We start from the raw sequence: 21658 nt of genomic DNA, 5'->3' as shown, positions 1-21658 counted from the left end.
CACGCCTTTTGTTTTTTAATTAACGATAACGATCGAGGAATTTGTAATAGAGTACGCCGATCTTGGTGGCTAAGTTTTTAAGATATTTTCCACCGTAAAACGAAGGGACTTTCAACCCTTCAAAAATTCTCAAACGTTCGTCATTACCTAAAATTGCTTCTGCAATAATGCGTCCTGCAAGTCCAGTGAGAGCGACACCGTGTCCAGAATAACCTTGCGCAAAGTAAATATGCGGTGAAATACGACCAAAATGCGGGCTTGCGTTCATTGTCATATCAATTGGCCCTGCCCAGCCATAGTCAATTTTGACATTTTCTAACTGTGGGAAAACATGCAACATATTGCCACGCATAATTTGCACCATATCTTTTTCTGAGCTTGAGTCACTACCAAATAACAAACGGTTATCTGCACTCAAGCGATAGTAATCGAGCAAGATATTGTTATCGCAAACAGACATGCCATTGTTGATCACTGAGTCAGCCGTGGCTTGATCTAAAGGTTCGGTCGCAATAATAAAGCTCTCGACCGGTAAAATTTTGCGATTAATACCGTGATGAATGGACTTCGGTAGTGCATCAATATAAGCGTTGGTGGCTAAAATAACGTCTTGAGAAATGACCGCACTTTTATCGGTTTTGACTTCAATGCTGCCTGATTTTTCCACTAAATCCACAACAGGTGATTGTTCATAAATCTGCACGCCTAAATCCAAGCAAGCTTTTGCTAAGCCTAAGCAATAGTTAAGTGGGTGTAAGTGGCCTGAATTGCTATCGTATAAACCACCCACATAAATATCACTGCCTAAATGTTGTTTAAGTTTGGCTTTATCCCAAAGTTGCATCTTGTCATAGCCAAAAGTCGCATGGCTGGCTTTTTCCATTTCAATGAGATCGTCCATACGACGTTCATTTAACGCCAATGTGGCATAACCTTTTTTCCAATCACATTGAATGCCATATTTCGCAATACGTTCATCAATAATATCAATGGCTTCTAGCGACATATCCCAAAGTTGTTTTGCTTTATCAAAACCCACTTGTGCAATATATTCATCAATGCCTTCTTCAAAACCGTTGATGGCTTGACCGCCACTTCTGCCGGATGCACCAAATCCCACTCTTGCACCTTCTAACACAATGACTTTCTTGCCTTTTTCTGCTAATTCAAGGGCGGATGATAAACCGAAGAAACCCGCACCAATAACACAAACATCTGCTTCTTCTTGCTGAGTGAGAGGCGGCAGTTCAAAGGTTTGATTTCGACTATCGAGATAATAAGATTTGACGTGTTCTTGATGAGCAAATTCGAGCATAGTTGATGACTGATTAACATAAAATAGAGATGAGAGAAATCTTACCCTGATGGGAAAATATGTCAAACCTTTTGCAAAAAAGGTGCTATACTCCCCAAGTTTACATAGGTAAACGATTACTTAAGGTTTATTTTGATTGTCCTGAGGAGGTCAATAAATTGAAAAAAAATGCTGTTCAATACATTAAATCACTTTGTCTTTCTGCTGTTGCATTTGTCGCAACCTCTGCAGCATTCGCTGCTGAGAAACTTTATGTTTACAACTGGACTGACTATGTGCCATCTAATTTGGTTGCGGAATTTACCAAAGAAACCGGCATTGAAGTGATTTATTCTACGTTTGAAAGTAATGAAGAAATGTATGCTAAATTGAAGCTGACCTCTAGTACAGGCAGTGGTTATGATTTAGTTTTCCCATCAAGCTATTACGTCAATAAAATGGCGAAAGAAGGCATGTTGCAAGAGCTTGATCACAGCAAATTAAGTAATTTTAAACAAATTCCAGCAAATTTATTAAACAAGGAATTTGACCCAAATAACAAATATTCTCTGCCTTACGTTTATGGCTTAACCGGTATCGGTGTGAATGCGGATGATATTGACCCAAGCAAAATTACGAGTTGGGCTGATTTATGGAATCCAGAATTTAAAGGCAAGGTATTATTAACCAGTGATGCGCGTGAAGTGTTCCACATTGCATTACTTTTAGATGGAAAATCACCAAACACCACGAATGAAGAAGACATTAAAGCGGCTTACGAGCGCTTAGTGAAATTGTTACCAAATGTGGTGACTTTTAACTCTGACTCGCCAGAAGTGCCGTTTGTTCAAGGTGAAGCTTCTATCGGTATGTTATGGAATGGTTCGGCTTATTTAGCACACAAAGAAAATCCAAGTATCCAATTTGTGTATCCAAAAGAAGGCGCGATTTTCTGGATGGATAACTACGCGATTCCAAAAGGTGCGAAAAATACAGAGGGCGCTTATAAATTTATCGACTTCTTACTTCGTCCTGAAAATGCGAAATTAGTGGTTGAAAAAATGGGCTTCTCAATGCCAAATGAAGGCGTGAAAGCGTTACTTTCACCTGAAATGGCGAATAACCCAACCTTGTTCCCATCTGCTGAAAACATTGAAAAAGGCATTATGCAAGGCGATGTGGGCGAAGCAGTGGACATTTACGAAAAATATTGGAATAAATTAAAAACCAATTAATCAAATATTGATAAAAAGTGCGGTGAGTTTGACCGCACTTTTGCTTTGTAAAGGATGACAAATGAGTTTTCTTGAGCGACTTTTTCACGCAATCTTGTTTGAAACCACGGTTGTGTTGCTTTCTGTTTTCGCTTTGTATTTCTTTACAGAAGAAAGTGTTTCTATTCTCTTTGGGTCCATGGTATTGGTTTCCTTAACCGCCATGCTATGGAATCTCGTTTTTAATTATTTTCTTGATAAAGTGTTTACGGGGCCGAGAGAAAAGCGAGGCGTCATATTTCGTACTTTACATGCCATTTCATTTGAGGGCGGTTTGCTTATTTTCACCATGCCGATCATTGCTTACTTTTTAAAAGTGGATTGGATTACAGCTTTTATGATGGATTTCAGCTTAACGGTGATGGTGACCGTTTATACCTTTATTTTTAATTGGGTGTATGATCACGCTCGATTGTTATTTATTAAGCATGAATGATGAAATCTGGCTTGTAAAAGGAAGAATAAAAAGAGCGGTCAAAATCCATGGTGTTTTTTCGGTATTATGTAGCAGTTGCACAAAACCCGAGATTCAATCTTAACTGCAGTAAAATTTCTAATACCCTTATCTCTAAAAACAGAATTAAGAGCATTTCTTTTATCTCATTTTAGCTGATTTTTCCACGTATTACACAAAAATTTCTTACCACAGACGTAACTAATCTGCTCAATCTTGTAAAAGGTAAGTAACCTTCCCTAATACGAATCAGAATGTTATTTTGCGATTAAAAGTTAAGCTGAACTAAGTGGCTTATCTCTTTAGGACTGATGGCGACATTTTTGCGATTTTATGTCATAATTCAAATAATTTTTTATTTTAAAGTGGATTTTAAAATGTCCTTGACACTAACCATTATTAACAACAATATTACGTTGCGTATTCAGCGCAAATCTTCACTGCTCTTAGTGCAAGCGCCCTTTTCAATAAAATACATAGGAGTGAAATCCTATGCAATCTAATCAAATTTCTCTGTTTGATACGCAACCCAAACCTAAAATTCTTTCTCTTTTTTCAGGCTGTGGCGGTCTAGATCTTGGCTTTCATAAAGCTGGATTTGAAACCGTTTGGGCGAACGACTTTTCCCATTGGGCTTGCGAAAGTTTTCGTAAAAATATCGGCGATGTGATTGTGGAGGGCGATATTGAGCAAATCGATCCGAACGATCCTACCATTCCCGATTGCGACATTATTCTTGGTGGTTTTCCGTGCCAAGATTTCTCAATGATTTGGAAACAACCAGGCTTAGACGGTGAGCGTGGCAATCTTTACAAGAGCTTTTTACGCTTTGTAAACGCCAAAAAGCCCAAAGTTTTTGTGGCAGAAAATGTGAAAGGTTTGCTCACGGCAAACAAGAAAAAAGCTATTCAGCAGATAATTACCGATTTTGAAAGCTGTGGTTACTACGTTCAGGCGAAATTATATAATTTTGCTGAATTTGGCGTGCCGCAATTTCGTGAACGAGTGCTGATTGTCGGTGTGCGTTTAGATACTGGCTTCGATTTTCACCACCCACAGCCCACCCATAATGCAAGCGGTGAAAATGGACTGAAACCTTACGTTACCGCAGGTCAAGCTGTTTCCAATATTCCAAGTGATGCGATGAATAATGAACTGATGAAAATCAGCGACAAAACTCGTCAAATGCTGTCGCTTATTCCTGAAGGTGGCAATTTTACCGATATTCCCAAAGATCACCCATTATATGTGAAAGGAATGATTAGCCATGTTTATCGCCGAATGCACCGAGATGAACCGTCTAAAACTATTATTGCGGCTGGTGGTGGTGGTACTTGGGGTTATCACTTCCCTGAACCTCGAGCGTTTACCAACCGTGAACGAGCAAGATTACAAAGTTTTCCTGACGATTTTGAATTTATCGGTTCAACTACCGAAGTTCGTCGTCAAATTGGCAATGCTGTGCCACCGCAAGGTGTGGTAGATCTTGCAAAGGCGATTTTACCGATTTTTTCGGGCAATTATAAAAAAGTGGATTTATACAAAAAATTGGAAGGCGAAAAAGCCGAAGTTTTCCAAGATCGTTTAAATAAAATTCGTGGGGGAAAACGATGAACACGGTTTTTTCTAATATCGCCCAAGCCGAAATTACAGAACGTTCGCTCAATAAAGTTTGGATGGATCTATTTAAGTCTGCTGATGAAGTCACTATGGCGACTGGTTATGTTTCTAATGATGCGATTAAAGAATTGCATAAAATCATTGAACATAATCCTAAATTAAGAAAACTGGATCTTTTAGTTGGAATGCACTATTTGGAAGGTTTTACTCGTCCACAATATGACAGCCTTTGTGAGCTTAATCAATTCTTGCAAGAAGAAAAACGTGGTTCTGTTTTCATTTCACCCTTTGTTAAATTCCACGGAAAAATGTATTCCTTTAAAAACGGAAAACAAATTGACAGCTTAATTGGTTCAGCAAATTTAACTTGTTTTTGGGATAGTACAGAACGTACTTATGAAACAATGCTTCATTTAAATGGAAATGAGGCATTAAGTTTACAAACGGATATTCAAAACACAATTACCAAGCTAGGAAAACCTATTAGCGAAGTTGAAACACCAAATAACTTTAAAGAACATAATAGCCATTTAGAAAATTGCTTGGGTGTAAGCAAAGTTAACGCAGCTGATGTAGCACAATTATTTATGCAAACATCAATTTATAAATTTGATATTCAGGCTAAAACCGAAAAAAGCAGCAATCTAAATGTTTTCTTTGGAAAAGGGCGAGAAGATCAGCGTGGCTTTATCAAGCCAAGACCTTGGTATGAAGTAGAGATTATCGTTTCAAAATATCTCACAAAGCAACAGGGATATCCGTACCATAAATCATTTACTGTAATTACTGATGACGGTTGGAAATTTAAATGTAAAACATCAGGAGATTACTCTAAAAACTTTCGTTCTGAAAATGATCTCAAAACATTAGGAAAATGGATCAAAGGCAGATTAGAAAGTACCAACTGTTTGAAAACAGGTGAAATGATTACCGAAGAAACTCTACGTAAATACGGCAATGATAAATTTGAATTTCGTTCCACGGATAATCCTGATGTTTGGTTGCTTTCGTTTAAGGAGAAAAACTAAATGCTGCAAACTTATTTAAATAAACTTACACCACCTGAGTTGGCGGATTCTGTAAAAAATACCGTTTCAGGATTTATGGATAAATTGGCTCAAACTGAGCTGAAAAAAGCTCAAAATGTTTTGTTACTAGGTAATGTGCAAAGTGGTAAAACCGCCCAAGTTTTAGGTGTATTAAGTGCATTAGCAGATGATGGAGATCATAAAGTTTTTCTCTATCTGACTACGGATAGTGTTGATTTACAACAGCAAACGGTAAAACGAGCCAAAACAAGTTTGGATAGATTTATTATTTTATCAGAAGATGATGACAAAAGTTTTACTCAAGTAATGAAAGCCGATAATCCAATTTTGGTGGTTATTAAAAAAAATGCCAGAGTATTAAAACGTTGGCGGAATTTATTTAAAAGCCAAGAAAATTTGAAAGGCTATCCGCTGGTTATTGTGGATGACGAAGCTGATGCTGCAAGTTTAAATACTAATGCAGATAAACAGGATAAAGACGCCAGTACAATCAATAAGCTATTGAATGAAATCAAAAATAGCTGTTGCCAAAGTTTATTTATTCAATTAACCGCTACCCCACAGTCTTTATTATTACAACACCAAGAATCTGAGTGGCAACCCGAATTTATCCATTTTTTTGAAGCAGGTGAAAAATATATTGGTGGCAATTTTGTTTTTTCTGATCCACCGAACAAACTTATTTTCCGTCCGATTGACAGTGAGTTAGATGAAATTAAAGATGATAGCGGAGAAATTCCCGAAGGTGTAAAACGAGCCTTGCAAAGTTTTTTATTAACTTGCGCAGAATTTGATTTATGTAGAAAAACAAATTGCAATTTTGCCTTGCACCCAAGTTATAAAATTCAAGATCACACCGCCTTTGCTGATAAAATTCAGGCTTGTTTAAATGATCTCGTACAAGCGGTGAATAATGATGAAAATTTTGCAAATAGTTTTAAAGAAAGCTACCAAGATTTGCAGCAAACCAAACCAGATATTCATCACTTTGAAGAAATCTACGAAAATCTTACCGCACTTTTGCAAGATAAAAGAATCAGTGTTGTTGTACTAAACTCTAAGACTGAAGCTGATTTTGATTTGGAAAAAGGATTTAATATCGTGATTGGCGGTAATGTGATTGGACGTGGCTTAACTATTCCAAAATTACAGACAGTTTATTACAGTCGTACGGCGAAAAAGCCCAATGCTGATACCTTTTGGCAACATTCTCGCATTTTTGGTTATGATCGTGATACATCTCTATTAAGGCTTTATATGCCTATGGATGTATATAAATTTTTTGTATCGCTTAATCAAGCAAATAATTTAATTATTGAACAAGCCAAGCAATTAAACGGAAATGTACAAATTATTTATCCGAAAAATATCAACCCAACACGTAAAAATGTGTTGAAATCAGATGCTGTTAATCAACTAGTTGGTGGTGTGAATTATTTTCCATTTGAGCCAAATGAAAAAAACTTATCCCAGATCAATGGATTACTACCTACTACTGAGAAAAATCCAATTAAGGAGGATTTATATCAAATTGACAATGAAACCTTATTTTTAATTTTAGAAAATCTAGGTAATTATCAATCTGATGATTGGGATAAAGAAAAATTTGTCACCAGTATTCAAGCCTTACAAACTCAACGACCAAGTTTTAAAAATTATGTTTTAATCAAAAAGGGAAGAAAAATTGCTAGAGCCACCGGTACAATGCTTTCCGAAGATGACCGGAAATTGGGTGATAAATACCCAAATGATTTGTTTTTAACACTTTATCTTGTTGTTGGTGATGAAAAGAAAGGTTGGAAAGGCGAAGATTTTTGGCTGCCTAATATCAAATTACCACATAAAGGTTTAGTTTATTGGGGATTAAAATAACACTACGCCATCTGAGTTCAAATTCAGATGGCATTTTACTATATTAAGCATTATCTATTTTGAATGCTTGAAGAGTGATTTCATTCGTATGAAAGCATTTTTCATGTTGCTTTTTAAGGATATGCGCCACTAATTGGCGTGGTGATGACTGAAAACAGACATTGCTAGATTTCTTACTTAATGAAAAATCTGAATCTCTTGCGTGATTTAGCGCAGTTTGATAGTCTAAAGTTTTCTGATTTAATCCCTTTATCTTTTCTTCAATCCATAATTTTTCCAACGCACTCATTTTTTTCTTACTTTTAAATTACAATGAAGTAAGAAAAATGTAACAGAAACATTTAGTTAAATATTTTTGCAACTGCTACATAATACCGTGTTTTTTGACCGTACTTTGATTTTTTAGGGCATGAAAGATGCCCTTTTATTTCTTAAAGTTTTTCCACTAACTCAATGGCTGCACCAATATAGGTTGCAGGAGTGAGTTGTTGTAAACGGGCTTTTTCATCGGCTGGGATAGCCAGTTTTTCGATGAATTCACGCATTGCTTTTTCATCAACGCGTTTACCACGAGTGAGCTCTTTTAATTTTTCGTATGGTTTTTCAATACCATAGCGACGCATTACGGTTTGAATTGGCTCAGCTAAAACTTCCCAGTTTTGGTTGAGTTCATCACGGAGATGCTGTTCGTTCACTTCTAATTTGCTGATACCTTTACGCGTTGCGGCATACGCAATTAAGCAATAACCTAAACCCACACCTAAATTACGTAATACAGTGGAGTCGGTTAAGTCACGTTGCCAGCGAGAAATTGGTAATTTTTGACCTAGGTGAGTCATCACCGCATTGGCTAAACCTAAGTTGCCCTCTGAGTTTTCGAAGTCGATAGGATTCACTTTATGTGGCATGGTGGATGAACCAATTTCACCTGCGATAGTGCGTTGTTTAAAGTGATTTAACGCAATGTAGCCCCATAAGTCACGATCGAAGTCGATGATGATGGTATTAAAACGTACCACAGCATCAAAGTATTCAGCAATGTAATCATGTGGTTCAATTTGAGTGGTATACGGGTTCCAATCTAAACCTAATGAGGTGACAAACTCTTCACTGAATTTATGCCAGTTGATATTTGGATAAGCCGATAAATGTGCATTGTAGTTACCCACAGCACCGTTGATTTTACCCAAGATTTCATTTTGTTGGAGTTGTTTGAATTGGCGTTTTAAACGGTAAACCACGTTCGCCATTTCTTTACCCACAGTACTTGGTGAGGCAGGTTGGCCGTGTGTACGAGAAAGTAATGGGATAGTTTTGTATTCGTTCGCTAGACGGGTGATTTCATCAATCAGTTTTTGCCATTCCGGTAAGATCACTTCTTCACGCGCCGTTTTTAACATTAAGGCATGAGAAAGGTTGTTAATGTCTTCTGATGTACATGCAAAGTGGATAAATTCAGAGACTTTGGCTAATTCTGGTAAAGCTTCACTTTTTTCTTTTAAGAAATACTCAACTGCTTTTACGTCATGATTCGTGGTGCGCTCAATTTCTTTGATACGTTCAGCATCTTGAAGACTGAATTCTTCTACAATTTTATTAAGGTAATCGTTTGCTTCTTTGGACAAAGAAGAAACTTCTTGGATTTCAGCGGTCGCCGCCAATTTTTGTAACCAACGTACTTCCACGGTGACACGGAATTTGAGTAAACCAAATTCACTGAAAATACCACGCAATGCAGTGGCTTTATCTTGATAACGACCGTCAATCGGGGAAAGAGCGGTTAATGCGGAAAGTTGCATAAGAGTTCTCCAAGGATTAATTTAAAGTTAAGTAGAGTTGTCGTGCCGCTTGCACTAATTTTTTACGATGAAATAACAGTTGCCATTTGCTGCCGCCGACTTGACGCCACAAAACGGCAGAACGAATGCCAGCAAGTAAACACGCACGAATTTTGTCTTGCACGCTTTGTTGCTGTAAATGATATGCCGAACCAATAATGTGGATGCGTTTGCCTAAAGGGCTAATCGTATCGACATAAATGTTTGCCATGATAGAAAACATCTCATCATCAAATTGATTGTCGTGATAAGCAAGTTGTTCCGGTAAACGGGCAATACGGCGGCCAAGTTCTTGTTTGATTTCAGATTGTTTGTTTAATTTGCTCTCTAACGCTAACAAGCTGCCCCAATAATTTAATAAATTTTTGTCATTTAATTGGGTGAGTTGCTCGATAAGCGTGTTTAATCCCACTTTAAGATGTTGAACATCACCGCCAAATACGGCTAATGTATCTTCGGGTTGAGTAATGAGAAGAGAATGAATGGTCGTTTGGAATGCATCTTGGTTATCAACTTCGCCTTTTTGTGCTAATTGACTGATTAATAAGACTGATTGACAAACACCGGCAAGTGCCAGAGCCATATCATTATAATTTTTCATTGGGATTATAAATTGTGAGCTGCAGAAATTTTTGGCGTAATATAGCATTTTTACACATTGTTTTGAACTCAATCATTAAAAAACGCCCTATCTTTTGTTATCATAGCGCCAATTCAGTTTACAGAATAAAAGGATAACCAATGACAAAACCAATTGTATTCAGTGGCGTGCAGCCTTCCGGCGAATTAACTATCGGGAATTATTTAGGTGCACTTCGCAACTGGGTGAAAATGCAAGAAGATTATGAGTGTATTTTCTGTGTGGTGGATTTACATGCCATCACTGTACGTCAAGATCCTGTGGCACTTCGCAAAGCAACCCTTGATGTGCTCGCCCTTTACTTGGCTTGTGGCATTGATCCGAATAAAAGCACGATCTTCGTGCAATCTCATGTACCAGAGCATACTCAACTAAGCTGGGTATTAAACTGCTACACCTATTTTGGTGAGATGAGCCGTATGACTCAATTTAAAGATAAATCAGCACGTTATGCCGAAAATATTAACGTGGGTTTATTTGATTATCCAGTTTTAATGGCAGCAGATATCTTACTTTACCAAGCGAAAAGCGTACCGGTAGGGGATGACCAAAAACAACATTTAGAAATCACCCGTGATATTGCCGCTCGTTTTAATTCTCTTTATGGTGATATTTTCACGATTCCTGAAATATTCTTAGGCAAAGCCGGTGCACGTATTATGTCTTTGCAAGATCCTGATAAAAAAATGTCTAAATCCGATGATAACCGTAATAACGTGGTGACTTTGCTTGAAGATCCTAAATCGGTAGCGAAAAAAATCAAACGCGCGGTAACAGACTCTGATGAACCACCTGTTGTACGTTATGACGTGAAAAATAAAGCTGGTGTGTCTAACTTATTGGATATTCTTTCTGCAGTAACTGATAAATCTGTGGCAGACCTTGAAAAAGAATTTGAAGGTAAAATGTACGGACACTTAAAAACAGCGGTGGCTGACGAAGTGTCAAACTTACTTGCGGGTTTACAAGAACGTTTTTATCAATATCGTAACGATGAAGCACTTTTAGACGAGATTTTACGTCAAGGTGCAGAAAAAGCCCGCGCAAGAGCGAAAGAAACCCTTGCCAAAGTGTATGAAGCCGTCGGCTTTGTTGCTGCAAAATAATTTTAAACTTAATAAGCCGTGTTATATCACGGCTTTTTTAGATAAGGAGAAAAAGATGGCCATTCAAACTGAAAAACCAATTGAATGCGTAGGCTGTAATACTTTCGATATGAAATCATTGTTTGATAACAGTGATTGTAGTTTCCCTATCGAACAGTTTTACGCGACTCGTCAAGATGCAGAAGGCGCATTGGAATATTTCACATTAAAAGCGCGTGATGTAGAAAGTGAGCCTTGCCAAATTCAATCTGAAATTCAACAGGTTGAAGAGGGGTATGTACTTAAAGCGGTTTTCACATTCTGCTGCCAAGCGGAATTAGTGATTTTCCAAATGAAGCTTGTGTAAGTGATAACTTACTCTAGAAAAAACGCTATTTGTGACCGCACTTTCTGACATTTATGTTCCCCTGCATCGTATTATTCCTTTTTCTAATGTAGAAGGGCAGGGGAATCGTACCAGTATTTTCTTACAAGGTTGTAAGTTAAACTGCCTTTATTGCCACAATCCAGAAACCATTCCGCGTTATGCGGAAGGGGCTCATCAAGTCAGTTTGCAGTATTTGTATGAGCAAGCGATGGATGCGGTACCGTTCATTCGTGGTGTAACGGTTTCTGGCGGGGAACCTACTATTCATCATAAAAAGCTTGTCCCATTGTTTCAAAAACTACGTGAGGAAGGGCTAACTTGCTATTTGGATAGCAGTGGTTTCTTTGAATTTGACGCAATTCGTCCTTTAATTGATGTCACGGACAAATTTCTCTTTGATTTGAAAGGAGAAGGACTTGGCTTACAGAGTTTGTGCTTTGATAGACAAAATCGCCAAGGCATTGTCCCGAAAAACATCATCCCCACTCATCAACATATCAAGCAAGAAAACTTAGATCGCAATTTAAAGAACTTGGCGCAACTTTTGCCATTGAATAAAGTGGAAGAAGTGCGGTTAGTTTATGTGACGAATTTTTTTGATTCAGAAAAGTTGGTGGAAAAAGTAGCGTCCTTATTGAAAGATTATCCAGATGTTTTGTTGAAAATTATCCGAATGCACACAAAAGGTGCACGAGATGCCGAAGGACTCACCCCTTATGTCCCAACTGTTGAGCAGACTCAAGCGCTTGAAAACTATGCGAAATCTTGTGGTATGACCAAAATTGTGACCATTTTATAAGCAAACATGCTGAAAAATAGTAAAAATATTCCGACTTTTCACCGAAAAACAAGTAGAATAGGACAATTTTATTCACTTACTTATCTAACCAACCTAGGGGAAAAAAATGGGTATTTTAGGTAGCGTTTTAGGCATTGTCGTATTACTGATCATTGCCGTATTATTTTCAAATAATCGTAAGGCGATTAATTTACGTACTGTATTAGGGGCTTTGGCGATCCAAATCGGATTTGCGGCCCTTATTTTGTATGTGCCGTTTGGTCGTGATGCATTGCAAGCGACAGCAAATGGTGTATCAAATGTTATCGCTTATGGTAATGAAGGGATTAACTTCGTCTTTGGTGGCTTAGCAGATCCTTCAAATGCCGGCTTTATCTTTGCGGTGAAAGTGTTACCAATCATCGTCTTTTTCTCTGGTTTAATTTCGGTGCTTTACTATTTAGGCATCATGCAAGTGGTCATCAAAGTGATCGGTGGTGCATTGCAAGCGGCATTAGGTACATCTAAAGCAGAATCAATGTCTGCGGCAGCGAATATCTTCGTTGGTCAAACTGAAGCACCTTTAGTAGTTCGTCCTTACATTAAAAATATGACCCAATCTGAATTGTTCGCTATTATGGCGGGTGGTACAGCTTCTATCGCGGGCTCAGTCATGGCAGGTTATGCAGGAATGGGCGTGCCGTTGACTTACTTAATCGCAGCATCTTTCATGGCTGCACCAGCAGGTTTGTTATTTGCGAAAATTTTATTCCCACAAACTGAACAATTTACTGATAAACAACCTGATACAGACGATAGCGAAAAACCGACTAACGTGCTTGAAGCCATGGCTGGTGGTGCGAGTGCAGGTATGCAATTAGCGTTAAACGTTGGTGCAATGTTAATCGCATTCGTCGGTTTAATTGCTTTAATTAACGGTATTTTAGGCGGCGTAGGCGGCTGGTTCGGTTACGGTGATTTAACGTTACAATCAATCTTTGGTTGGATCTTCAAACCATTAGCTTACTTAATCGGTGTATCTTGGGATGAATCTGCCATCGCCGGTCAAATGATTGGTATGAAATTAGCCGTAAATGAATTCGTGGGTTACTTAGAGTTCGCGAAATACTTACAACCAGATACAGCAGTTGTATTAAGTGAAAAAACTAAAGCCATCATTACTTTCGCATTATGTGGTTTCGCTAACTTCAGCTCTATCGCAATCTTAATCGGCGGTATCGGTGGTATGGCACCAAATCGTCGTGGTGATGTGGCTCGCTTAGGTTTAAAAGCAGTTGTAGCGGGTACATTAGCTAACTTAATGAGTGCGACTATCGCAGGTTTATTCATCGAGTTAAGCGGCGTAGCAATGTAATTAAAATGTGGTGAATTTTGACCGCACTTTATCTCTCAACACCACGAATCATTCGTGGTGTTGTACTTTAAAGCAAGCGAAAACGTTTGCTTAGATGACTTTTTATTTATCAACAAGAGGAAAAAACAATGACTCCACATATTAACGCTCCTGAAGGCGCATTTGCAGATGTTGTATTAATGCCAGGCGATCCGCTTCGTGCAAAATATATTGCTGAAACATTCTTAGAAGATGCGAAAGAAGTGACTAACGTTCGCAATATGTTGGGTTATACCGGTACTTATAAAGGTCGTCGTATCTCTGTTATGGGTCACGGTATGGGTATCCCATCTTGCTCAATTTATGCGAAAGAATTAATTACTGAATATGGCGTGAAAAAAATCATCCGTGTTGGTTCTTGTGGTGCCGTACGTATGGACGTTAAAGTACGTGATGTTATCATCGGCCTTGGTGCATGTACTGATTCAAAAGTAAACCGTATCCGTTTCAAAGATAACGATTTTGCTGCAATTGCTGATTTTGATATGGCACAAGCAGCGGTTCAAGCAGCGAAAGAAAAAGGCAAGCAAGTTCGCGTAGGGAATCTCTTCTCTGCAGACTTATTCTACACACCAGATTTTGAAATGTTTGATGTGATGGAAAAATACGGCATCTTAGGCGTAGAAATGGAAGCAGCTGGTATCTATGGCGTGGCAGCAGAATATGGTGCAAAAGCACTTTGTATCTGTACCGTTTCAGACCATATTCGTACACACGAACAAACTACAGCAGAAGAGCGCCAATTAACCTTCAATGATATGATTGAAATTGCGTTAGAGTCTGTATTAATTGGTGATAAAGCATAATTTATCCGATTGATAGAATAAAAAAAGAGCGGTCAATTTTGACCGCTCTTTTGTTTTTCTACTTCGCTATTTTTCATACCAAATTCGGTTCACATAGAGCACCACTTTGCCAGATGGTGTCTCAACATGAATTTCATCATCAATACCTTTTCCGATTAAGGCACGTGCGACGGGAGAATCAATGGAGATCCAGTTTTTAGCGGGATCGAATTCATCGCAGCCGACAATACGATATTGTTTCACTTCGCCTTCTTCATCTTCTAGCTCAACCCAGGCACCGAAAAACACTTTGCCTTCTTGTTTCGGGTGGTAATCCACGATTTGTAACACTTCTAAGCGCTTGGAAAGGAAACGCACACGGCGATCAATTTCACGTAAACGACGTTTACCGTAAATATATTCTGCGTTTTCACTGCGGTCACCAAGTGCGGCGGCATCTGAAACCGCTTGGGTAACTTTAGGGCGTTCTTCTTTCCACAAAAATTTCAGTTCTTGGTCAAGCGCAAGCCAGCCTTGACGGGTAATATAATTTGATTTTGCCATAATAAAAATAAAAGAAATTTTTTTGAATTATATTTGAGCCTGTTGTCTAAAACCAGTATTCTATTCCCGTTTTTATCGAATCCTTTAATAACAAAGAAGTATGACAATGTTAAATCAACAAATTAGCCAAATTATTGCGGCAGAATTAACCGTTCAACCCCAACAAATCCTCGCCGCCATTCAATTATTAGATGATGGCAACACCATTCCATTTATCGCCCGTTATCGTAAAGAAGCCACAGGTGGCTTAGATGACACCCAACTTCGTCATTTTGAAACCCGTTTAATTTATTTACGTGAATTAGAAGATCGTCGTCAAACCATTTTGAAATCTATTGAAGAGCAAGGGAAATTGACCGATGAATTGCGTGACAAAATCCATGCGACACAAAGCAAAACCGAATTAGAAGATTTGTATTTGCCATACAAACCTAAACGTCGTACGAAAGGGCAAATTGCGATTGAGGCAGGTCTTGAACCATTGGCTGATTTACTTTGGAATGAACCGAAAAATGATCCTGAAACGGCTGCAGCTGAATTTATAAACGCAGATAAAGGCGTAACAGATACCAAAGTCGCACTTGATGGTGCACGTTATATTTTAATGGAGCGTTTTGCTGAAGATGCGGGCTTATTAGCTAAAGTCCGTGATTATTTAGCAAAAAATGCGGTTATTGTATCTAAAGTGATCGAAGGCAAAGAAACGGAAGGCGCAAAATTCCAAGATTATTTCGACCACCAAGAATTGTTGAAAAATGTGCCTTCTCACCGTGCATTGGCCATGTTCCGTGGGCGTAATGAGGGCATTTTACAATTAAGCTTAAATGCTGATCCTGATGCTGAAGAGGGAAGTCGCCAAAGTTATTGCGAAGAAATTATTCGTGATTATTTGGATGTACGTTTTACTGGTCAGCCTGCGGATAAATGGCGTGAGCAAGTGATTGCGTGGACATGGAAAATCAAAGTTTCGTTGCATTTAGAAACGGAATTAATGGCAAGTTTACGTGAAAAAGCGGAAGAAGAGGCCATTGATGTTTTCGCTCGAAATCTGACCGCACTTTTAATGGCTGCACCGGCTGGTGCGAAAAGCACCATGGGCTTGGACCCAGGCTTACGTACAGGAGTTAAAGTTGCGGTGGTGGATAACACAGGTAAATTATTAGACACTACCACCATTTATCCACACACGGGGCGTGAAGCTGAAGCACAAGTGGCGATTTTCAGTTTAATCCGCAAACATAACGTAGAATTAATTGCCATTGGTAATGGTACCGCTTCTCGTGAAACCGAACGTTTTGCGAAAGAAGTCATTAAAGAAATTAAAGAAAATAAACCACAAACTGTCGTGGTAAGCGAAGCTGGCGCGTCCGTTTATTCAGCTTCTGAATTTGCGGCAAATGAATTCCCGAACTTAGATGTGTCTTTACGTGGTGCAGTTTCTATTGCACGCCGTTTACAAGATCCATTGGCAGAATTAGTGAAAATCGAACCGAAAGCTATTGGTGTAGGGCAATATCAGCACGATGTAAACCAAACCCAACTTGCGCGTAAACTCGATGCGGTGGTGGAAGACTGTGTGAACGCAGTAGGTGTGGATTTGAATACGGCATCCGCGCCATTACTCGCTCGTGTGGCAGGGATGACGAAAACTTTAGCGCAAAACATTGTGGAATATCGTGATGAAAATGGTCGTTTTGAAAGCCGTGCAGAATTGAAAAAAGTGCCACGTTTAGGGCCAAAAGCCTTTGAGCAATGTGCAGGCTTTATGCGTATTGCTGGCGGGAAAAATCCACTTGATACTTCAGGTGTCCACCCAGAAGCTTATCCTGTGGTCGAAAAAATCTTGCAAGCTACCGCGCAATCTATCCAAGATTTAATGGGCAATGCGGGAGTGGTACGTCAGCTTGATGCAAAACAATTCATTGATGAGCAATTTGGTTTACCAACGGTTCAAGATATTTTCAAAGAACTAGAAAAACCGGGGCGCGATCCGCGTGGTGAGTTTAAAACTGCCGTATTCGCAGAAGGCGTGGAAGAAATCACCGATTTAAAACCAGGTATGATTTTAGAAGGTACCGTCACCAATGTAACTAACTTTGGCGCATTTGTGGATATTGGTGTTCACCAAGACGGTTTAGTACACATTTCATCACTAAGCGATAAATTCGTGGAAGATCCACATCAAGTGGTGAAAACGGGCGATATCGTGAAAGTGAAAGTATTAGAAGTGGATGTGCCGCGTAAACGTATTGCGTTGACGATGCGATTAGATGAAAGTGCGGTCAAAAATGACGGCAAATCTGACCGCACTTTAAGTGCAAAACCAAGAAGTAATGCGCCTCGCCAAGATCGTAATTCAAGAGGAAATAGTGCAATGGGTAATGCCTTTGCCGATGCGTTGAAAAATTGGAAAAAATAATTTCGTCATTTAGATGAACATTGTGGCCAAATAGGCGTACAATGAAGGGGATCTGGTCAATCATCCAATCCCCTTTTTTATTTCAACGAAAGGAATATTCTTATGGAAAAAGGTATTCTTGGGCCGCATGAAGGCAAGGAGCTGGAATTAATGTTAAGGGGCGAAAAGCAAGTGGCATTATTCAATCAGGAACTCGGTATTCCCGACGCCTTTCTCCCTTATCTTGAGCTAGGAATGCTTCATTCAAAAACAGTGCAACGTCATGTTAATGATGTTTGCTTAACTGATTTTATTGTGTATTTACCTCAATCTCTTGCACTCGCTGAACAAATGGAAGTATTACTTCCTGCAAGCACGGTGAATGGTTTTGATCCTAAAGTTGAACGTGAAATCGGTCGAATTCTTGGCTACCGAGAAAAAGACATCGAATACTATATTCAGCATTTTCAAGATAATTTAGAGAAGTATCGGCAGCAGTATAGTTGATAGATAAAATAAAAGTGCGGTCAAAAACACAAGAAATTTTGACCGCGCTTTTGTTTCCAAAGATGATTATTCTAAGTAAACCTTATAATTTTACATTCGCTTTTCTGTAGAAATATCACTATAGATAGCATAACAAGTCAAAGTAGTAAATTAGGTAATTGTTTAATGTATACTAGATCGAAAGGAACTAATATTATTGTTAATAAGGTAAATTGATATGAATAAACCAAAAACTGTTTCAGTTATAGTAAATAATGAATTCTTATTAGTGACTTCTATTATTAGAGGGATGATTGGAATGACAGATCCAGATCAAGATTTTATTTTTAATCAAGTTGATATTACAGATTCATATTTTGGAAAGTTGGTTAGAGAAAAACTTGATGAAAGCAGAGAAGTATCCCTCCAGGAATTTCAAGCTATTTTTAATTCTGAGAAAATGAAGGGGTTACAAAAAAGACTTGAGGAAGAGATGAAAAAACGCTATGGATACAAAAATAAAAAATCTATCTATAAGGATATGTCTTTTTTATCTTTAGAACAGGATAATTTATATATAACTATTTCGCCTCTTCATCAAGATTCTTTAGATGGAAGTACAGGAATTTCACTTCCTGACAATTCACCATTAGAATTTAAATATGACAAGAATATTTCAGATGAAGAATTAGGAAAAGCCATAAGACAAGCTATGACGTATTGTACGAGTATTTATCGGTAATATATTTCCTCAAAATATAAAGTGCGGTCAATTTCCAAAGAGTTTTAAAACCTCTCAAAAACTGACCGCACTTTTTTATTTTCAACGATGCTTATGTTAAATGAATCGACTATTATAGCTGGAGTAGATAAATCAAATGGTAAAGTTGTGTTATTACCAGTTAGAATTCCTAATAAGAATTAGTCGTAAGAGGTGTAAATATGGAAAAATATAAAGTGTTTTTAGGTAGTGAGATTGCTAAAACCTATGATGAAGCTAAGAATTTTACTCTGGCTAGAGTAGATGAATATACTGAATTTAATCATAAAGAATTGTTTTCAACGTTAGCTCCTATAGATAATTTTACAGGTAATGTTTTTTCTTTAATTCATTATTTAAATGATTTCCATCGTGCATTAGCCTCTAAGTATTTATTAGAAAATAATATTTCAGGATTTAAAGAAAATGCTTCTATTGCTGGTTTCTTGGGGATTCTGTCTAAATATGATTTTCAATGGGCGTACAACGGAATTAATACAAATTTCTTTTTTATGAGTTTGCTTTCAGATAATCAAAAGTTAATTGATTATTTAATTAAACATCGTGATGAAATTGTCGATATTTCAGTCCTCTATAAACGAACTGATACCAGACCTTTTTTTAATGCGAACACTTTATTGGCATTAAGTGGCAATTGGCAATTATTAAAAGAGCGCGCACTCACGTTCTTAAATGATGAGAAAAAAGCCCGTAGCGATTTAAAGCGCATTCCTGATCATGAATTTTATGTGGCACTAGCAGATAAAAATATAAAAGGAATGCAAGAGGCTTTAGATAAATTACTCGAACTTAAGTTTGCTAAACGAGCAGCAAAAGATACAATTTTACATTTTGATTTTTACTTGCAACCGCAAGTTTTAATGTATGCCAAAATCGCAGCAATCCACGGTTTTGATTTAGATATTGATTGCCCTATAGCGTCCAAAGAATTGATTGATATAAATCCATTAGCGGAATATAAAATTCCTTATGATTTTATGAAATCATTTGATTTTGATGCACCCCATCAAGTTTGGGTAAATTATGTCAAACAAAGGATGGAAGAAGCGAAGCAAAAGAAAGTTGAAAATAAAAAAGGATTTTGGGCCTCATTATTTGGTCGATAGACAAGGTAGACGGATATACCCAGATAGTACACACCTCCTAATGCGTGCTTGTATCTCACTAAAAATAGATAAACTGAATAAAGTTATTCATGAAAATAGTAAGAACCTTAATTGTGAAATTGATGTTTTAGGCACGTGTTAGGAGACGCGTGCCATTATGGGGATTAACAATGATCGTAACTAAAGAAGATATTATGAACTTAATTTTCCATAAATGCTTTTACGGAGTGGCTATAGGAGAGACAAAATCGAAAGTTGTATCTTTATTTGGAGAGCCTATACATTTCGAACCGCAGAGAAAAAATAGAGAGATATTATTATATGATGGAATTAATATCTATTTATATAATTCACTTGTTATGGAAGTTAGTATTGATTTTTCAAAATCGTCATCATTTAAGTTAAAAGATAATATTTCAATCCATTCTCTTATTAATATTTTAGATGATCAATGTATTGAATATAAGATTGAGTTAAATGAAGAGGAAGAGTATGACTTTATCTCATTTAATAGTATTCAAGTTGGTTTTTTAGATAATAAATTATCTTATATATGGCTATCCTGATTAGCAAGGTAGCCACTGTGTTTCTCTAAAAAACTATAAATGGTGCAAGAATCTACGCTTGTGCTAATTAACAAGGCGATTTAAAAATCGGGCAATTTAGTCGTGTAAAATCGCCAATAATCGATTTAATTAACACAGTTGAAAGTGCGGTCAATTTTCAAAGAGTTTTTAAACCTCTCAAAAAGTGACCGCACTTTATTATTGATCAGGAAGGATTATTCCGTGTCTTCTTTTGCCCATTCTAATGAGCGTTTAACTGCTTTTTTCCAGCCTTTATAACGACGTTCACGTTTTTCTTCATCATTATCTGGTGTGAAGGTACGTTCTACACGTGCTTTGTCGTGAAGCTCATCTAAATCTTTCCAGAAACCAACGGCAAGACCTGCAAGGTAAGCGGCACCAAGTGCGGTTACTTCTTTCACTACTGGACGCTCAACATTCACATCTAAAATATCCGCTTGGAATTGCATTAAGAAATTGTTGTTGGTTGCGCCACCATCGACACGTAAATATTGTAAGCGTTGACCTGAGTCAGATTGCATTGCTTCTAACACATCACGGGTTTGGTAAGCAATGGATTCAAGGGTTGCGCGTACAATATGGTTACGGTTAGAACCACGAGAAAGACCGAAAATTGCACCGCGTGCATACGGATCCCAATATGGTGCGCCTAAACCAGTGAAGGCTGGTACGACATATACCCCGTTGCTGTCAGGAACTTTTTGTGCGAAGTATTCGGAGTCATGGCTGTCATGTACGATTTTGAGTTCATCACGTAACCATTGGATTGAAGCACCAGCGATAAATACCGAACCTTCAAGCGCGTATTCAGGTTCACCTTTGGCGTTACAAGCGATGGTGGTTAATAGACCATTTTTAGAGGTAATGGCTTTATCACCGGTGTGAAGCAACATAAAGCAGCCTGTACCATAGGTATTTTTCGCTTGGCCTGCACGTGTGCAAAGATGGCCGTAAAGTGCCGCTTGTTGGTCACCCGCGATACCTGCAACAGGAATACGTACGCCGCCTTTACCCCCGATGTTGGTTTTGCCGTACACTTCGGATGAATTACGCACTTCAGGCAACATTGATCGTGGAATATTTAATAATTCCAACATTTTGTCATCCCATTTTTTCGTATGGATGTTAAATAACATGGTACGGGATGCGTTGGTGTAATCCGTTACGTGAACACGGCCTTGAGTTAATTTCCATACAAGCCAGGTATCCACGGTACCGAATAGAAGTTCACCGCGTTCCGCTTTT

General features: G+C 38.0%; 21 protein-coding genes. 15 read left to right on the top strand and 6 right to left on the bottom strand.

The genetic code is table 11. The features are described from left to right. Positions 1-19: 19 nt before the first annotated feature. Complete coding sequence (locus HMPREF3263_RS06830; RefSeq protein WP_005697395.1) at positions 20-1315, bottom strand: NAD(P)/FAD-dependent oxidoreductase; 1296 nt, start codon at positions 1313-1315, stop codon at positions 20-22. 158 nt (positions 1316-1473) lie between these two features. On the opposite strand from HMPREF3263_RS06830, the gene HMPREF3263_RS06825 reads away from it, so the two are divergent. The 5 genes from HMPREF3263_RS06825 to HMPREF3263_RS06805 all read left to right on the top strand — a co-directional run bounded on the left by HMPREF3263_RS06825 (position 1474) and on the right by HMPREF3263_RS06805 (position 7563). Continuing rightward, on the top strand, positions 1474-2529 hold the full coding sequence (locus tag HMPREF3263_RS06825; RefSeq protein ID WP_005697387.1) for an extracellular solute-binding protein: 1056 nt from the start codon (positions 1474-1476) through the stop codon (positions 2527-2529). 61 nt (positions 2530-2590) lie between these two features. Continuing rightward, the gene (locus tag HMPREF3263_RS06820) at positions 2591-3004 is read left to right on the top strand and encodes a PACE efflux transporter (protein ID WP_005694775.1); all 414 of its coding nucleotides are present in this window, start codon (positions 2591-2593) and stop codon (positions 3002-3004) included. A gap of 510 nt (positions 3005-3514) precedes the next feature. Next, on the top strand, positions 3515-4636 hold the full coding sequence (locus HMPREF3263_RS06815) for a DNA cytosine methyltransferase (protein ID WP_065242956.1): 1122 nt from the start codon (positions 3515-3517) through the stop codon (positions 4634-4636). Then, entirely contained in the window at positions 4633-5670 is a 1038-nt protein-coding gene (locus HMPREF3263_RS06810; protein WP_065242955.1) for a restriction endonuclease PLD domain-containing protein, read from the top strand. The genes HMPREF3263_RS06815 and HMPREF3263_RS06810 overlap by 4 nt, the downstream gene beginning before the upstream one ends. A gap of 75 nt (positions 5671-5745) precedes the next feature. Continuing rightward, positions 5746-7563 carry a Z1 domain-containing protein gene (locus tag HMPREF3263_RS06805; protein ID WP_256337436.1) on the top strand — a complete coding sequence of 606 codons (1818 nt, stop codon included), beginning with the start codon at positions 5746-5748 and terminating at the stop codon, positions 7561-7563. Between the two features lie 43 nt (positions 7564-7606). Here HMPREF3263_RS06805 and HMPREF3263_RS06800 read toward each other — a convergent pair whose 3' ends face one another. The 3 genes from HMPREF3263_RS06800 to hflD form a co-directional block, all read right to left on the bottom strand. Beyond that, a complete protein-coding gene (locus HMPREF3263_RS06800) occupies positions 7607-7852 on the bottom strand; it encodes a hypothetical protein (RefSeq protein ID WP_255308497.1) in 246 nt (81 codons plus the stop codon). Between the two features lie 142 nt (positions 7853-7994). Continuing rightward, positions 7995-9362, bottom strand: a complete 1368-nt coding sequence (gene purB, locus HMPREF3263_RS06795; protein WP_049383116.1) for an adenylosuccinate lyase — start codon at positions 9360-9362, stop codon at positions 7995-7997. 16 nt (positions 9363-9378) lie between these two features. Next, a complete protein-coding gene (gene hflD / locus HMPREF3263_RS06790; RefSeq protein WP_070853126.1) occupies positions 9379-10002 on the bottom strand; it encodes a high frequency lysogenization protein HflD in 624 nt (207 codons plus the stop codon). Between the two features lie 140 nt (positions 10003-10142). On the opposite strand from hflD, the gene trpS reads away from it, so the two are divergent. The 5 genes from trpS (at position 10143) to deoD (ending at position 14512) form a co-directional block, all read left to right on the top strand. Further along, positions 10143-11147 carry a tryptophan--tRNA ligase gene (gene trpS, locus HMPREF3263_RS06785; RefSeq protein WP_049374886.1) on the top strand — a complete coding sequence of 335 codons (1005 nt, stop codon included), beginning with the start codon at positions 10143-10145 and terminating at the stop codon, positions 11145-11147. Positions 11148-11202: 55 nt separating this feature from the next. Continuing rightward, positions 11203-11493 (top strand): YfcZ/YiiS family protein, encoded by a 291-nt coding sequence (locus tag HMPREF3263_RS06780; protein WP_049385111.1) that lies wholly within the window; start codon positions 11203-11205, stop codon positions 11491-11493. Positions 11494-11524: 31 nt separating this feature from the next. Next, on the top strand, positions 11525-12313 hold the full coding sequence (locus HMPREF3263_RS06775) for a 4Fe-4S cluster-binding domain-containing protein (RefSeq protein WP_070853119.1): 789 nt from the start codon (positions 11525-11527) through the stop codon (positions 12311-12313). 106 nt (positions 12314-12419) lie between these two features. After that, positions 12420-13667, top strand: coding sequence for a NupC/NupG family nucleoside CNT transporter (locus HMPREF3263_RS06770; protein ID WP_070853118.1), 1248 nt, complete (start codon positions 12420-12422; stop codon positions 13665-13667). A 128-nt stretch (positions 13668-13795) separates the two neighbouring features. Further along, entirely contained in the window at positions 13796-14512 is a 717-nt protein-coding gene (deoD, locus tag HMPREF3263_RS06765; RefSeq protein WP_005697435.1) for a purine-nucleoside phosphorylase, read from the top strand. 66 nt (positions 14513-14578) lie between these two features. Here the strand turns inward: deoD and greB are convergent, their stop codons facing one another. After that, positions 14579-15055, bottom strand: a complete 477-nt coding sequence (gene greB / locus HMPREF3263_RS06760) for a transcription elongation factor GreB (RefSeq protein WP_049374889.1) — start codon at positions 15053-15055, stop codon at positions 14579-14581. Between the two features lie 106 nt (positions 15056-15161). Here greB and HMPREF3263_RS06755 point away from each other — a divergent pair, with 106 nt between their 5' ends. From HMPREF3263_RS06755 to HMPREF3263_RS06735, 5 genes are all read left to right on the top strand, one after another. After that, positions 15162-17474 (top strand): Tex family protein, encoded by a 2313-nt coding sequence (locus HMPREF3263_RS06755; protein WP_070853117.1) that lies wholly within the window; start codon positions 15162-15164, stop codon positions 17472-17474. 102 nt (positions 17475-17576) lie between these two features. Beyond that, on the top strand, positions 17577-17960 hold the full coding sequence (locus tag HMPREF3263_RS06750; RefSeq protein ID WP_005694761.1) for a hypothetical protein: 384 nt from the start codon (positions 17577-17579) through the stop codon (positions 17958-17960). A gap of 217 nt (positions 17961-18177) precedes the next feature. Next, positions 18178-18681: a contact-dependent growth inhibition system immunity protein gene (locus HMPREF3263_RS06745; protein ID WP_070853116.1), complete on the top strand. Its 504-nt coding sequence runs from the start codon at positions 18178-18180 to the stop codon at positions 18679-18681. A 200-nt stretch (positions 18682-18881) separates the two neighbouring features. After that, positions 18882-19826 carry an Imm49 family immunity protein gene (locus HMPREF3263_RS06740; RefSeq protein ID WP_070853115.1) on the top strand — a complete coding sequence of 315 codons (945 nt, stop codon included), beginning with the start codon at positions 18882-18884 and terminating at the stop codon, positions 19824-19826. Between the two features lie 170 nt (positions 19827-19996). After that, a complete protein-coding gene (locus HMPREF3263_RS06735) occupies positions 19997-20392 on the top strand; it encodes a hypothetical protein (RefSeq protein WP_049371374.1) in 396 nt (131 codons plus the stop codon). 215 nt (positions 20393-20607) lie between these two features. On the opposite strand, the gene glpK is transcribed toward HMPREF3263_RS06735, so the two are convergent. Beyond that, the coding region (gene glpK / locus HMPREF3263_RS06730; protein ID WP_070853125.1) for a glycerol kinase GlpK at positions 20608-21658 on the bottom strand (1051 nt) is incomplete at its 5' end.

Origin of the sequence: Haemophilus sp. HMSC61B11, assembly GCF_001838615.1 — a bacterium.
Lineage (GTDB): Bacteria > Pseudomonadota > Gammaproteobacteria > Enterobacterales > Pasteurellaceae > Haemophilus_D > Haemophilus_D parainfluenzae_AD.
The sequence above is the reverse complement of the archived record's forward strand: the minus strand, read 5'-3'. Positions and strand labels throughout refer to the sequence as shown.